Origin of the sequence: Streptomyces sp. NPDC057877 (assembly GCF_042796855.1) — a bacterium.
GTDB lineage: Bacteria > Actinomycetota > Actinomycetes > Streptomycetales > Streptomycetaceae > Streptomyces.
In genome coordinates, this window is sequence record NZ_JBHVMS010000002.1 from 675,274 (window position 1) to 689,843 (window position 14,570).

Annotated in this window: 11 protein-coding genes; 3 read left to right on the top strand and 8 right to left on the bottom strand. The window is 73.4% G+C overall.

The annotated features are described in order from the left end of the window. Window positions 1-3: 3 nt before the first annotated feature. From ACFVQG_RS06920 to ACFVQG_RS06935, 4 genes are all read right to left on the bottom strand, one after another. The gene (locus ACFVQG_RS06920) at window positions 4-1,593 is read right to left on the bottom strand and encodes a nitroreductase family protein (RefSeq protein ID WP_383377648.1); all 1,590 of its coding nucleotides are present in this window, start codon (window positions 1,591-1,593) and stop codon (window positions 4-6) included. Between the two features lie 53 nt (window positions 1,594-1,646). After that, on the bottom strand, window positions 1,647-3,515 hold the full coding sequence (locus tag ACFVQG_RS06925; RefSeq protein ID WP_383377985.1) for a TOMM precursor leader peptide-binding protein: 1,869 nt from the start codon (window positions 3,513-3,515) through the stop codon (window positions 1,647-1,649). Between the two features lie 31 nt (window positions 3,516-3,546). Continuing rightward, window positions 3,547-5,748, bottom strand: a complete 2,202-nt coding sequence (locus ACFVQG_RS06930) for a TOMM precursor leader peptide-binding protein (protein ID WP_383377651.1) — start codon at window positions 5,746-5,748, stop codon at window positions 3,547-3,549. A 65-nt stretch (window positions 5,749-5,813) separates the two neighbouring features. Then, a complete protein-coding gene (locus ACFVQG_RS06935; protein ID WP_383377653.1) occupies window positions 5,814-7,733 on the bottom strand; it encodes a BTAD domain-containing putative transcriptional regulator in 1,920 nt (639 codons plus the stop codon). 277 nt (window positions 7,734-8,010) lie between these two features. Here ACFVQG_RS06935 and ACFVQG_RS06940 point away from each other — a divergent pair, with 277 nt between their 5' ends. Further along, on the top strand, window positions 8,011-9,054 hold the full coding sequence (locus tag ACFVQG_RS06940; RefSeq protein ID WP_383377655.1) for an N-acetylmuramoyl-L-alanine amidase: 1,044 nt from the start codon (window positions 8,011-8,013) through the stop codon (window positions 9,052-9,054). A 36-nt stretch (window positions 9,055-9,090) separates the two neighbouring features. Here the strand turns inward: ACFVQG_RS06940 and ACFVQG_RS06945 are convergent, their stop codons facing one another. Further along, window positions 9,091-9,738, bottom strand: a complete 648-nt coding sequence (locus ACFVQG_RS06945) for a response regulator (protein ID WP_383377657.1) — start codon at window positions 9,736-9,738, stop codon at window positions 9,091-9,093. 14 nt (window positions 9,739-9,752) lie between these two features. Then, on the bottom strand, window positions 9,753-10,895 hold the full coding sequence (locus ACFVQG_RS06950; RefSeq protein ID WP_383377659.1) for a sensor histidine kinase: 1,143 nt from the start codon (window positions 10,893-10,895) through the stop codon (window positions 9,753-9,755). Window positions 10,896-11,137: 242 nt separating this feature from the next. Between ACFVQG_RS06950 and ACFVQG_RS06955 the strand changes: the two genes are divergently transcribed. Then, on the top strand, window positions 11,138-11,752 hold the full coding sequence (locus ACFVQG_RS06955) for a hypothetical protein (RefSeq protein WP_383377661.1): 615 nt from the start codon (window positions 11,138-11,140) through the stop codon (window positions 11,750-11,752). Here ACFVQG_RS06955 and ACFVQG_RS06960 read toward each other — a convergent pair. Together ACFVQG_RS06960 and ACFVQG_RS06965 are read right to left on the bottom strand one after the other, a co-directional pair. Continuing rightward, window positions 11,718-12,887 (bottom strand): NAD(P)/FAD-dependent oxidoreductase, encoded by a 1,170-nt coding sequence (locus ACFVQG_RS06960; protein ID WP_383377662.1) that lies wholly within the window; start codon window positions 12,885-12,887, stop codon window positions 11,718-11,720. The two genes, ACFVQG_RS06955 and ACFVQG_RS06960, sit on opposite strands and share 35 nt — an antisense overlap. Before the next feature lie 23 nt (window positions 12,888-12,910). After that, window positions 12,911-13,627: a GntR family transcriptional regulator gene (locus ACFVQG_RS06965; protein ID WP_383377987.1), complete on the bottom strand. Its 717-nt coding sequence runs from the start codon at window positions 13,625-13,627 to the stop codon at window positions 12,911-12,913. 178 nt (window positions 13,628-13,805) lie between these two features. Here ACFVQG_RS06965 and ACFVQG_RS06970 point away from each other — a divergent pair, with 178 nt between their 5' ends. Then, complete coding sequence (locus ACFVQG_RS06970) at window positions 13,806-14,468, top strand: NUDIX domain-containing protein (RefSeq protein WP_383377664.1); 663 nt, start codon at window positions 13,806-13,808, stop codon at window positions 14,466-14,468. The last annotated feature ends 102 nt before the right edge of the window (window positions 14,469-14,570 follow it).

Genomic DNA, 14,570 nt, shown 5'->3' on the forward strand with positions numbered 1-14,570 from the left:
CTGTCAGGCGATCTCGGAACGGAAGTCGGCGGGCCCCGGACGCTCGTTGCCCAGCAGCATGATCAGCAGGGGCGCTTCCCCCGACCCGGCCAGCCCCAGCTCCTCGATGTAGGAGATGTTGTCGAAGCCGAGGGCGACACCCGCGCCCAGTCCGAGGGCCGCCGCGGCGGTGTAGAAGGTCTGCGCGATCGCCCCGACGGTGGCGTTGACCAGCCGGTAGCCCCGGTCGCCGACGGCGTCGAGCACCGCCGACATGCGCACGGCGGGCACGAGCACGGCACCGGCCTGTTCCAGGTTGTAGTTGGACAGGAAGTAGTTCCGCTGCAGGAACGGCCCCGGCGCGCCCGGCACCACCAACCGCAGTGTGTGCGTGCCGGGTTCGTAGGCGTACGCGCCCGGCTCGATGCCCTCGACGTGGTTGACGAAGGCGTACAGCCGGGCCAGCGCCGGGGTGCCCTCGGGTTCGGCGTCGCTGTCCAGCCGGGTGCCCGCGCAGGCGGCGAGCGCCGTGGCCAACTGCGGTGCCGTCACCGGGACGCTGGCGTCGAAACGGCCGAAGCTGCTGCGGCGCGCCCGCAGTGCCGAACGCACGCTGGTGCCGGGGAAACCGGCGGGCGGCAGCGCCACCGGCGCCGCACCGTGCGGTGGCCGAGGGGGCGCGCACCCGTCCAGCGCGCCCGCGGGGGGACGGTCGGCCGCGTGCCCGGCCGTCGCGCGGTGCACGCGGCGCAGGGTCTCGAAGCCGAGCACGGTCCTGGACCGCTCCTGGTCGCGCAGCCGCACCGCGGCACCGGCCGGGGCGTCGGTCGTCAGCGGGGCGGTCCGGGGGGTCTCCCACCGCAGGGGTACGACGGCGAACAGCCCTTCCTCGTCGTCCCCCAGGCCCAGCAGCCGGGCCAGCCGCGCCTCGTCGAACCACAGGGCGGGCGCCAGCCGCAGCCCGCGGGCGCGCGCCCAGACGCGCCAGGTCTGCACCAGGGCGCCCACGTCCATGCTCACCGCGTGGAAGGAGAAGCTGTTGTACTTGAACGCGTTCTGCCAGTACTTCACGCCCACGACCAGGTACTGGTCGGTCGCCTCGCCGTACGCCCCCAGCGCCGCGCCGACCTCGCCGCTGACATCGCCCGCCAGCAGCCGCCGCATGGCGTGCAGGGGCGGCGCGTAGTGGTGCACGCCGGGCACGAGCGGTCCGCCGGGGCCCGACACCCAGTACACGCTCACCGGGTACAGGCCGCCTCCGGAGGCGGTGCCCCTCGACCAGTTGGCCTGCGGGTAGTGGGGCAGCGCCCCGAGGTCGGTGTTGGCCTGGACGCCCAGGCGCCTGCCCACCAGCCCGTAGGAGTCCTGCAGCATGCCGGACAGCAGGGGCAGGGTGAAGGGCTGGTCGGCCGGGGGCGCGGCCCCGGGCAGGCAGCCCGCCGTGACCGTGGCGTGCGCCGGGTAGTCCGTCTCGGGCAGCGGGAACGACTCGGCGCCCGGGTAGTGCTTCGCCTTGCGCGGCCGGTCCGCCCAGTCGGGCACGAAGTCAGCCGGGTCCATCGGGACGCGGCCCCGATGCAGGATGGCTGTGGCGTAGTCCTGGGCGTAGCCCACGGGAGTCTCCTCTGCTGTGGCGCGGGGGCTCGGTGCGGTGCGGGTCGGTACGGTCACGGGAAGGGGTGCGGTGCCGGGTTGAGGTCCGCCGCCGTCAGGTCCCGCTCGCGCAGGCCCGCCTCCCGCAGGGCGGTGCGCAGCCGGGGCATGCCGAGGGCCCGCTGCCGCGACCAGCCGAAGTCGATGGGCAGCAGCCCGGGGACGAGGACGCTGACGGTGTGCAGCCCCAACCGCCGCTGCTCGGGCAGGGTCTGGTCCACCACGACCACGTCGAACCCGGCGCCGGTGACCGCGGCGGCACACCGCTCGAGGTCCTCCCGCAGATCGGCCGACGCGATCGCGCCGCGGGCGTCGGGCCAGGCGAGGTCGGCGACCGCGAGCGGCGGCCGGGTGGGCTCGGCGCGCAGCAGGAAGTCGGCGTGCGCGCCCATCTCCGGGATGCCGTAGAGGAGCGGGTGGTCGTGCAGCGCCGTCACCCGGGTGAAGTCGGCGGCCATGGCGCGCAGCCTGGCCTCCTCGCGTTGGGCGCGCCCCGGCAGGTTGACCGCGTCGGTGGCGATCTCGCACAGCGCCGCCTCCAGCGCCGCCTCCGGGTCGAGCCCGGCGCCCGCGCCGAAGCACATCCGGCCCAGCCCGCCGTCCATCCGCTCCGCGACCCCGGTGACCACGGGGACCGGGAAGGTGACGCGGGTGTCGAAGAACCGGGCCCGGTACCCGTACATCGCCAGCCGGTCGACCATGTGCCGGGTGGCGGGCCGGGAACTGGTGGCGGGGTCGATCTCGGGCAGCGGCTGCCGCCCGTACCAGGCCAGCAGGAAGGCGTCGCGTTCGACGACCTCCATCAGACCGAAGTAGACGGCCTCCTCGACACAGCCCCCCGAGGCACAGCCGTTGGAACTCTCCTGCACGAACCGGTTCTCCAGACCGGGCGCGTGATAGTACGTCAGCACCTCCGGCACCAGCCGGGGCGCCTGGTCGCGCAGGGACCAGCCCCACACCCACGGGATCTCCCGCCGCGGGGAGAACGGCACCACGTGCGGGTTCTCCCGGTGGAACGCCTCCGAGTAGAGCCCCACGCGCCGCGGGTCGACCGCGTCGTCCCCGAACTCCTCCAGCGTCCCCGTCACCGTCGTCCGCTTGCCGCGCGCCCGCATCCCCGCGTACCGCTCCAGCCCCTCCAGCACGCCGACGCGGGCGCTGGCGGTGAACGAGTCGGTGTGCCCGCCCCAGAACGTCTCGCGCAGGTAGGCACCGGAGCGCATCGAGAAGCAGCCGATGGCCGCCGACGTGGACGTGGACGACACGTCGTACACGACGGACGGGCCGAGCGCCCCGCACACCGGGTTGGCGAAGGCCGCCACGTCGATGCCGTACGCCTCGACCTCGCGCAGCCGGAAGGCTCCCGGCGCGTGCTTGGGCGCCGAGGCCAGGGTGATCGTGGCGCCCTCGGCCGTGTCGGGCACGGGCCGGGAGCAGTCCGGGCACTGGGGATCGGCGACCAGGGGATAGCGGCGCACCGACAGCGACCGCAGATCCAGCACGTACACGTCCGGGAACGGCACGCCGACGGGCCTGGCCCGCGCCCGGACCACCAGCGCGGCCAGGGCGTCGGCGGCGAACGGGACGGCGTAGGGCCACGGCCCGCACTCCTGTGTCGCACCGCCCAGTTCCAGGGCGTCGCGCAGCGCCACCGAACGGACCGCCTGCCAGCGCCTGGGCAGACACTGCGGGCAGGGCGACACACCGTCCCCGGGGAGGGGACCGACGACGGCCTGCCGCCCGTACAGGTACACGGGCACGGCCCGCCGCGCACGGTCACCGCCGGTTTCGGCGAACGCGTCACCGAAGCCGAGCGCACGGACCGACACGTCGATGTCGTCGCGCCCCTGCCCCTCCAGCGCGGCCCGCAGCAGCCCGGCCATCACACGCGCGGTGGCGGGCTTGGCCGTGGTGCTAACGGACACGCCGCGCCTCCCTGGTCAGCAGGACCCGTACGGCGTGGACGTCGGCCCGTTCCAGGTCCGCCGAGCCCGTCCGCACCACCAGCGCGTCCCGGCCCTGTTCGCCGAGCCGACGCAGCACCGTGGCCCACGACGGGGCGTGCGGCCCCGCGGCCGGGGCGGACCCGGAGACGGCCAGCGCCCGGGGATCCAGACCGCCGAGCACCGGTTCACCCCAGGAGGTCCCGCCCGCCAGCCCCTGCTGCTCCAACTGGACCTCACCCAGCAGGTCCCGCAGGGCCGCCGAGGCCGCCGCCGGGCAGGACAGCTCGGCCGCCAGCGCCCAGCGGTCCCCGGCCCGCGCCAGCACCACGGCCACCCCGGACCGCTCACGCTCCCCGAGGTCGAGCAGTTCGGCCTCGACCCCCAGGTTGGCGGCGGACCACGTCAGGAACGTGAGTTCCGGGTCGTCGTCGGGCAGGGCGACGCGCGGTACCCCGCCCTGCCGTATCGCCCGCTGGAGCGCGTCGTGGCCGACGGCGGACAGCAGACCCCGCGCCGCCGCGTCGGCGAGGCTCGCCCCCGCCCGCGTACCGGCGCTCGTCGCCTCGAACAGCCGGTCCTGGTTGCCGGGACCGAACGGCCGGACGGCCGCGCCCGGCACGCCGACCCGCTCCTTGGTGAGCAGGGAGGACGCGGTCACCCACCCGCCGACGTCGGCCCGCGTGTCCCCGATGCCGGTCCAGGTGGCCAGGGCCGCGGGATCGAGGCGGGCCTCGGGCCGAGCGCCCTTGCCGTGGGCGTCCGGTACGACGTGCTCGGCGTAGGTCTCGGCGGCGCGGTGCAGGGCGCGCAGACGGGCCCCCGCCACGTGGTGGACGTCGGCGGCGGCCACCCGGCGCGGGCTCCCGTGGCCGGTGCCGAACTCCACGACGCTGAGTTTGAGGGGGGTCTGCGTGATGTCCTCGTCGTCGTAGCGCCGGAACACCCCGGCGTGCGGGCGCAGCAGCACCGAGCGCCGGTCCAGCTCCGCCACCAGGGCGTCCGCGTCCCGCGCCGTGGCGACCGTGGGCGGCGCGAGCGGGGCGTCGTGGGCGTCCAGGCCCGCGAGGTCGGCGTCGGCCGGGTCCGGGACGGCGTCCTGCGCGCACCACGGGCAGCGGGGATGGGGCAGCAGCGGCTCCGAGGTGACGTCGAGCGACTCCACGTCCTGGATGATCAGTTGTCCGGCCGTCTCGGCGGGCAGGGCGCCCGTCGCCGTCTTGAACACCTCGTACCCGAGCAGGTTGCCGAGCATCGCGGCGAGCGGCCGACCGGGGCGGGCCGCGCCGGTCGTGGGAGTCGTCGGGTGGGTCGGCAGGTCCAGGGCGAGGGAACTCCACACATCGGCGGCGGGCGCTGCGGCACCCGCTCCCAGCCGCAGCACGGCGCAGGCCCAACACCCCGTGGTCTGCGCCGACATCGCCGGACCGACGACCGCGCTGCGGCCGAACGACCAGGCGGGCAGCAGGACGCGGCCGTCGGGAATCCCCGCGCGCAGCAGCGGGAACACCACCCGGGGGGCGTCGGGACCGCCCGTGACGACGATGACGTCGTACGTCCCCAGTCCGGCCCAACCGACCGGCCCCTCACCGAGGTCGTGGACGTCGACCGGGCAGCCGTCCGCGTCCGCGCCCGCCGCCTCCTCGTCGATGCCGTCCCTGTCGAGTCCGGGCAGCACACCGATGGCGGCGCTGCCGTTGCGCAGCAGGCTCAGCACGCACCAGCGGGCCATGGCATCGGTGCCGACGACCGCCACCCGGGTGTCGCGGAACCGCTGGAAACGCCGGGCGGCGTCGTCGGCGTAGTGGTCGGCGTAGGCGATCTGGGCCGCGTAGCGCCGGGCCACGTCCTGCGACGGCTCGGGCCCGTCGAAGGACGTCGCCGCTCTGTCCGGCACCTGACGGGCGAAGCCCCGTTCGTACAGGGTGCCGACGAGTTCACCCACCATGGCGCGCTGCCGGTCGCCGAACCCGGCGCAGATCTCGGCGACGGTGTGTTCCCCGTTCAGGTGCGGCACGAGCAGGGTGGCGAAGCGGTAGGCGGACTTCGCCGTCAGCCGGAACCCGCCGTCGGCGTTGTGGAACAGCACCCCGTCCGGGGTCTCGGTGAACAGGACGTCCCGCCGGATACGGGGGCGGGACGCCGCGACGGCTTCGTACCGTGCGGAGGACATACGGAGGTCACCTCTCGGGGCAGTCGGTGGGGGGTTGACCGGGTTGGGGCTGGGCGGCCGTCGGTTCAGCCGGGGGCCGCCGCGCTGCCGACCGGGGTCCGGGGCGGCGGCGCCACGTGTTGACGCGCATAGACGCGGAGCAGGTCGTGCATGCGGTACGGCTTGGGCGGGCCCTCCTCGACGAACCCGGCGTCCGCCAGTTGTTCGAGCACCTCGTCCGGCACGGCCGACGGCACCGTCCCGTCCGGATCCTCCGTGGCGAGCAGCACGAACGCCTCCCGCAGCCGGGGGCTCAGCCGCCGCAGGGCCGACTCGAACACCCGCGGTACGGACATCAGCGGCTCGTCGGCCAGGGAGAGCCGGGCGGGCGGGTCCCCGGCCAGCCACGCGGCGCAGTCGCCGATGCCGAGCCCGGGACGCGTCAGCAGACGCGCCGCGGCGATCCGCAGGCTCAGCGGGAAGTGGCCGCAGACGCGGGCCAGTTCACGGGCGGCGGTCGGTTCCCCGGCGACGCGTTCGGCGCCCAGGGTGCTGATCAGCAGCTGGTGCGACTCCTCGGCGTCGAGGGTGTCCAGGCGGTGCACGACACCGCCGTGGGTGGCGACCAGACCGGCCAGACCGCGTCGGCTGGTCACCACGGCGACGCCCTCACCGGGGCCGGGCAGCAGCGGACGTATCTGCTCCGCGCTCACCGCGTCGTCCAGCACGAGGAGCCTGCGCCCGGCCCCGGGCGCGTACGGAAGCCGCGCCCGCGCCTCGGCGGCGCTGAGCGGGCTGCCGTCCGCGCGCGTCAGGGCGAGCGCGAAGCAGCCCCCGGGGAAGGCGTCCCGCGCCAGGTGGGCCGCCTGCAGGGCGAGAGCGGTCTTGCCGATGCCGGGGGCACCGGAGATCACCACCGGGCCGGTGGCCGGGTGATCGCCGGTCAACGCGCCTTGCAGAGCGGCGAGTTGGGGGGCGCGGCCACTGAAGCAGGCGACGGGAGCGATGGTGAGGGTGACCGGTGCCGCGGCGGTCGGGACGGGGGGTGGGGCGTCCGGCTGGGTCGGCTGCGGCGTGCCACCCGCGTCAGCGTGAGCGGGAGGGAGGGCAGCGGGGACGGTCCCCGCCCCGATCGCGGGGACGGCCCGGGCCGGGGAGACGGCGGAGCCTGGACGGATGGCGAGGTCAGATGGCAAGGCGAGGCCGGGTGGGGCCGCGGGGCCTGGCGGGACCGCGAAGCCAGAAGGGACCGCGAAGCCAGAAGGGACCGCGAGGTCCTCACCCCGCAGGATCGCCAGTTCCAGCCGCTGCAAGGCCGCGCCCGGGTCGATCCCGAACTCCTCCTTCAGCCGCCCCTTGACGGCCCTGATCTCCGCCAGCGCCTCGGTCTGGCGGCCGGTCCGGTACAGCGCCTCGGCCAACTGCTCGGCGAAGCGCTCCCGTTCCGGATGGTGCCTGGCCGCGTCCCACACCTCGCTCAGTACCTCGCGGCACCGTCCACGGGCCAGTTCGATGTCGCACAGCCGCTCCAGCACCCGCAGGCGCTCCTCGGTCAGCCGTGGCGCCTCGTCCCGGTGGAGCAGCTGTGAGGAGACGTTGGCCAGCACCGGCCCGTGCCACAGCGCGAGCGCCTCGCGCAGCAGACAGGGCTCGGTCTCGGCATCGGCGGAGTCCGCCGCGCGGACCAGTTCACGGAACCGGACCAGATCGCAGGTGTCGCGGTCCATCCGCATGCGGTAACCGCCGGGGACCGCCTCGATGGTGTCGCTCGCTATCCCGTACTTGGCGAAGATCCGGCGCAGTCGCAGGACACAGCTCTGCAGGGCGGCCTTGGCGGTGACGGGCGGCTCGGTGTCCCAGACGGCTCGCACCAGGTAGTCGGTCGACACGACCGCGCCGGAGTGGATGAGCAGGGCGGCCAGCAGGCTCGTCGGCTTGGACGGCTGCAGGACGACGGCGTGCTCGCCATCGGCGATGCTGAGCAGCCCTAGCAACTGGAACCGCATTCTGTCTGTCGCTCCGTCTTCTTCGCGGGGGCATGGACACGTGGTGCGGGATACGGGGTGCGGCACGTGGTCACGCATGCCGACAGGGGAGGTGTTGACGGCCGACCCGTGGCGGCCGTCTCATCCGCCTCATGCGCCACATAGTCCTCTTCCTCGATCCACGATCGGTGGAGGCTGCGTGCACTGCCCTCAGGCGGGAAGAACCACAGGGGCGAGCCGATGCGATCGCCCGCAAGATCACCGGTCTGTCCGCCCGGCCGCGAGCGAAGGGAACGTCATGAGGTCCGGTCCGCAGCGCTACCCGGGTGCCTCAACCGCGTACTGGTACCAGAACGCCTACCCGGGCTCCCCGATGGAGACCAACGTCATCCTGTGGCACTCCACGGAAGGCACCTCGCTCCCGTCGTACGGGGGCGGTGCGTCCGCGCCGAACCTCACGGCGAAGCCGGACTTCGCCGCCCGACGGCTGGTCTGGTATCAGCACTTCGACTTCGACACCTCAAGCCGGGCCCTGCGCAACCTGTCGGGCGGGGTGGAGACGAACACCCTGAACGTCTGCCAGGTGGAGATCGTCGGCACCTGTGACCCGGCCGCGCACCGCAGGTGGGGCTCCACACCGCACCTCTACACGCCCCAACTGCCCGACTGGGCCGTGCGGGACCTGGCCGCGTTCGCCCGCTGGGCGCACCAGCAGCACGGCGTACCCCTCACCTCCGGGCTGACCTTCAAGCCGTACCCCAGCTCCTACGGCTCCAACGGCGTCCGGATGACCAACTCGCGGTGGGTCGCCTTCAAGGGCCACTGCGGCCACCAGCACGCCCCGGAGAACGACCACGGTGACCCCGGCGCGTTCCCCATGGCCGCCATCCTCGACGCCGCCAAGGGCACCCCCCAGGAGGACGACATGCCCGAGTACGTCAACCTCGGCCTCGCCGAGGCCTACACCCTGCGCCCCGGCTCCTGGGACAGCATCGAGTACACCAGGGAGTGGACCGACGAGACCGGCGACCACGCCACCAACGGCAGCGTCTGGGCCCGCGGCCCGGCCCGCTTCACCGGCTCCGTCAGCCTGGCGATCCAGGGGCTGCCCGCGGGCGCCGTCGTCCAGGCCCGCATGAGCGAGTACGCCGGTGACCAGCACGTCCAGGACCACCCGATCCACGAGATCATCGGCACCAGCGGCGGCACCTTCGCGGTCGTCCCCCTGACGAAGCACCTCGCCTCCCGCCGGGGCATGCGCGTACGGCTCCTCAACCTGGCCGACGTCCCCGTCACGATCACCAGCTCGGTGCTGACCGTGATGGTGTGGAAGGAGGGCTGAGGCGTACGGGCGTCCCGCTGACGACGGCCGCGGGGCTCACAGCAGACCGAGGTCCCGGGCCCGCAGCGCCGCCTGGGTGCGGTCGCGCAGGGCGAGGCGGGTGAGGATCCGGGAGACGTGGTTCTTGACGGTGCCCTCGCTGAGGTACAGCCGTGCGGCGATCTCCCGGTTGGTGTGGCCCTGGGCGACCAGGCGCAGGATGTCGGTCTCGCGCGGGCTCAGGACGGCGGCGGGGCGGGGCACCGGCAGGGCGGCGGTGAGGTGGTGGGTGACGGAGGCGTCGAGCTGGGTGACGCCCGCGTGGGCCAGGCGGACCGCGGTGGCGAGTTCCTCGGCCGGGAGGTCCTTCAGCAGGTAGCCGTGGGCACCGGCCCGCAGGGCCTGGACGACGTACTCCTCGTCGTCGAACGTCGTCAGCATCACCACCTTGCACTCCGGTGCCCGGCCGTGCAGGACGGCCACCGCCTCCACGCCGTCCATCCCCGGCATCCGGACGTCCATGAGCACGACGTCCGGGCCCAGTTCGAGGGCCTTCGCCACGGCGTCCCGGCCGTCCACCGCCGTGCCGACGACCACGATGCCCGGACGGATGGAGAGCAGGGAGGCGATGCCGTCGCGGATGAGCCGTTGGTCGTCCACCACCAGCACCCGGACCGGTGGCACGTCGTCTACGGCGTCGTCCATGGTGTCCGCCCCACTCATCTCCGCGCGGCCTTTCGGCGCGGGACCGTTACCGTCAGCCTGGTGCCGGAGTCCGGGGCGCTGGCGATGTCCACGCTGCCTGCCACCAGTTGCACCCGTTCCCTCATTCCCAGCAGCCCGAATCCGCCGGTCGTCGCGTTCGGTGCGAAACCCTCGCCGTCGTCCGCCACCACCAACCGCGCGCCGTCCTCGGCCAGGAGGACCGTCACCGTCACGCGCGTGGCCCGCGCGTGGCGGCGTGCGTTGGTCACGCCCTCCTGTGCCGCCCGGTACAGGGCGGTGAGTTCGGCCGTGCCGTAGCCGTCCTCGTCGCCCGTCACCTCGACGGTGACCGAGGGACGGGTCCCGCCGCTGTGCGCCAGGTCGGCGAGCGCCGCCGAGAGCGTCGGCCGTACCGCCTCGTCGCGCAGGGCGCGGACCGACTGCCGTACGTCGCCGAGTGCGAGTCTCACCGAGTGCCTCGCCTCGTTCAGCGCTCGTTGGGCCGCGCCGGGGTCCAGGGCCCGGAACTCCGAGGCCATCTCCAACTGCACGGACATCGCCGTCAGATGGTGACCGAGGCTGTCGTGGATGTCCCGCGCCAGCCGGTTGCGTTCGGTGGCGGCCGACAGCTCGGCGACTCGTGCGGCGTACTCCTCCAGCTCCCGCCGGGTGCGCTGTTCGCCTACGGCCACGGCGGCCATCGAGAGCGCCAGCACCAGGCCGACGGAGAGCATCAGCAGATCGGACACGCGCTCCAGGTCGCGGTACCAGTGCGGAGCGGTCAGCAGGTACGAGGTGAGCAGGGCCGCCGGGCACAGCGCGCCCAGCGCGAGCGCGGTCGCGCGGCCGAAGGCGAAGTAGGCGGTGAACGGCAGGAGCACCACCAGAACTTGGGACAGACCCGAGGAATCGAGGAGCACCGCCGCGCCGATCAGGGCGCAGCGCGCCAGCAGCAGCGGCACCCGTGCCGTGGGGCGGCGGCCTCCCACCGCTTCGAGAGCGCACAGCGCCCCGATCGCGACCACGAAGCCGACGGACCGGTCGACCGACGGGCCACTGTCCTCTCCCAGACCGGCGGCCTGGTAGTACAGGCCGCCGACGAGCACCACGCCGTACAACAGCGGTGCCACCCACCGCACGGGCACATACGCCGCCATCGCACCCCCTCACCCGCTGTCACCAGGCTAAGCCGAGCGCGGCGGCCGAGGAGCGTCGGGACGGCAACTCCGGGCAGGTCGTGCCGTCCGGCACATGCCGAACGGCCGTACGCCGGACGGGAGGTGGTGACCTTCGGCCCCGGATGTCCCCGGTCTTCACCTCCTGCCGCCGCTGGGCCGCTCCCTACGGTTGCGGTTCTCGACCTGCCGTCGGAGCGGGCCAGAGCAACCGGAGTGGCCTCATGTCCTCGCCCTTCACTTCCTTCGCCTCGCGCGTCGGCGCCCTGTGCGGCGCGCTGGCCAGCCTGATGATCGCCCTGCCCTCGATGGTCGAGGCGTTCACCGGGGAGACCGCCGCGACCAGCGTCCTGCTCGGGCTCTCCCCGGCGTTCGCCCTGCCGCTGCTCGCCGCGTTGCAGCGGCGGCAGGGTCCGGTCACCGGGCGGTTCGGAGAGGTCGCGCACACCGTGAACCTCGCCGGTCTCGGGCTGTTCGGCGGTGCCGGGTTCGCCTCGAACCTCGTGCTGTTCTACTTCGACGAAGACGTCATCGAGGAGACGCTGACCGGCCCGACGATCCCCGTACTCATCGGTTCCGCGGCCTTCTTCGCCGTCGGCTGTGCCCTGTTCGGGACGGCGATGGTCCGCGCGCGGGTGTTCCCGAGGGTTCCGGCATGGGGGTACGCCGTCGTCCTGCCGGTGTTCGCGTTCCTCACCGCGCTGCCCGAATCCCCGCTCACGAGCGGGGTGCACATCGTGGTCGGCGTCATCCTGATGTGGCTGTCGGCCGCGCTGTGGAGCATGGCGAGGTCCAGCGCGAGCCCTACTGCTCGCCCAGAGCCGTCGCGCGTTGGCTGACGTCCATGTCCGAGCGTCGTACGCCGGTGAACCGGGTGGGGCGGAAGGCGTGGAGGAGGTCCTGTTCCCGGTCGGTCGTGATCTCGGCAGCGGCGAGGCGCCCCAGGACCGGTGCCAGGGTGATGCCGCTGTGCGAGACGAGGCAGTAGACGCGGGACCGTGCGGAGGCGTAGCCCGCGATGGTGTGCCCGTCGGCGGGCAGGGAGCGGAAGCCTATGCGCAGGGTGATCGGCCCCGTCCGGCTCGGGTCGGTGAGCAGCGCGGAGAGACGCCGAGCCAGGGTCCTCGCCAGGTGGCCGTCCGTGGGCGGAGGGTCTGCCGGATCGACCTCGGCGTTCAGGTCGAGGGCCTGGAGGACGGTGTGCCCGTCGGTCGCCGGGCGGAGGTTGAGGCCGGGGCTGTGGACCACACAGCGCGGGCCGGGGCCGGGGGTGCTGGCGTATCCGAGGAGCCCGACCGTCTGCGATCCACGGTCGGTGTCCGTCACCATGGGGACGACGATCCCGGCCCGCGCCGCGAGGCGTTCCGTCCAGCGGCCCGCCGCCAGGACGACCCGGTCGGCCGTGCGGACCTCGCCGTCGGCCAGGGCGACGGACACGCCGTCCGGACGGTCGTCGACCGCGACGACCTCGCCGGTGACGTAGGTGGCCCCGTGCCGCCTGGCGTCCGACAGGAGGCCGGATACGAAGAGTTCCGGCAGGACGTATCCCTCGCTGGGGAAGTGCGCGAGGGACGCGGCCGTCGCGGGCGGGCGGAGGCCGCCGCCCGCGATCCGCGTGGCCTCCTCGGGCGTGACCCACCGCGCGGGGTAGCCCAGCGACCGCAGCCGTGCCACGTTGTCGGCGAGCCACTGTTCGCTGGCGGCGTCCGCCCATTGCAGCGCCCCGCTGGGGAAGTACGACCGCGGTCCCCGCGACCGCTCGGCTAGCCTGGCGTGTTCCGCCATCCCCGCGAGGTTCAGCCGGTGGTAGGCCGGGTCGTGCTTCCGGTGGGAGTTGGTCCAGGCGAAGGTGGTCGCGGTCGTACCGGTGCCGACTCCTCGCTGGTCGAGCAGGAGGACGTCCGCGCCGGTGCGGGCGAGGTACCTGGCGACGCTGACCCCCAGCGCTCCGGCACCGACAATGATGACCTTCATCGTCCGCGCACTCCTTTCCGTCCTCAGGCGGTGGACACGGGAAGCTCCAGGAAGAACTCGGCGGTTCCCGGACGCACGAGCGTCGTGACCGCCTCGACCGTGCTTCCGTCCCCGACGCGCAACTCCCTGCGCCTGAGCAGCGCGGGCGTTCCGACCTCGCTCCCCAGCAACGCGGCGTCCCGCTCGTCGAGCACCACCGGGTCCAGGTACAGCCGGATCGAGTCGACCGGCACCCCTCGGCCCTGGAGGTACGGCAGCGTCACGAGGTCTTCGAGGTTCTCGTCCAGCAGGTCGGGGGCGACGGCGAAGAGGACGACGTGCCGCTCGACGGACTGGGGCACCTCGCGCACGTCCAGCTTGCGGCGGACCAGTTCGACCACCGCCGTGTCGGGCGCGGCGCCGGGCAGGTCCAGGAGGGCGTCGGCGGCCCTGACGATCCGCGCGGAGACGACCTCGTGCCGACCCGGTACGCCCTGCGCGGCTGTCGTGGGTGTGACGAAGTTGAGCAGGTTGATCTGCCGCGTCACGTCCGCGACGAACGTTCCGTGCCGCCGACGGCGGACCGCCAGCCCCGCGTCGGCCAGGTCGTTGAGGACCCGTTGGGCCGTCGCCCGGCTGACGCCGTACCGGGCGGAGAGGTCCAACTCCGTCGGCAGTCGCGTGCCACGGGGGAGGTCCCCGGCCCGGATCCTCGTCTCGATCTCTCGTCTGATTCGCACGTAGAGCGGCACGGTCACCATTGCACCGTACATATCTTCAATTGACCGGTCAATTGCACCGGCAGCTCGGGCGCATGGCTCCGCGGGGCCCTCACCACGCGTTCCGGCACGGGTGCCGTGACAGGGTGCCGGGGCCCGTGGGTGATAGAAGCGTGTCCATGACTTGCCACCTTGATCCCCACCACCCCACCCCGCTCCGATGACCGCGGGCATCGACACCCCGGACCGCCGCGGCCGTACCGGACTGGACCGGACCGGGCGCGATCTGACGGGCAACCCGCGCGTGAAGGTGCGCGACGTGCGGCTGCTGTCCAGCCACTGGTACGTCGAACGCACCACGACCTTCGACTTCCGGCACGCCGACGGCACCTGGAGCACCCAGGAGCGCGAGACGCACGACCGCGGCAACGGCGCCACCATGCTGCTCTACGACGCCGAGCGGGAAACCGTGCTGCTCACCCGGCAGTTCCGCTTCCCCGTCTATGTCAACGGGCACCCCGACGGCATGCTCATCGAGACGCCGGGCGGGCTGCTCGACGACGAGGACGAGCACCCGGAGATCGCCGTCCGCCGTGAGGTCATCGAGGAGACCGGCCACACCATCGGCGCGGTGCGGCACGTCTTCGACGTCTATATGAGCCCCGGCTCGGTCACCGAACGCGTCAGCTTCTACGCCGCCGCCTACGGCCCGTCCACCCGCACCCACGAGGGCGGCGGGCTGGGCGAGGAGGGCGAGGACATCGAGATCGTCGAACTGCCCTTCAGCACGGCCCTGGAGATGATCCGCGGCGGTGAGATCGCCGACGCCAAAACGATCATGCTGCTCCAGTGGGCGGCGCTGGAGGGACCGTTCGCGAAGTGACGGTGCGTCCTTGACCTGGCGTGCGCTCCAAGCTGGCGTCCTTGACCTGGCGTGTGTTCCAAGCTGGCGTCCTTGACTTCGCGTGCGCTCCAAGCTGAAGAC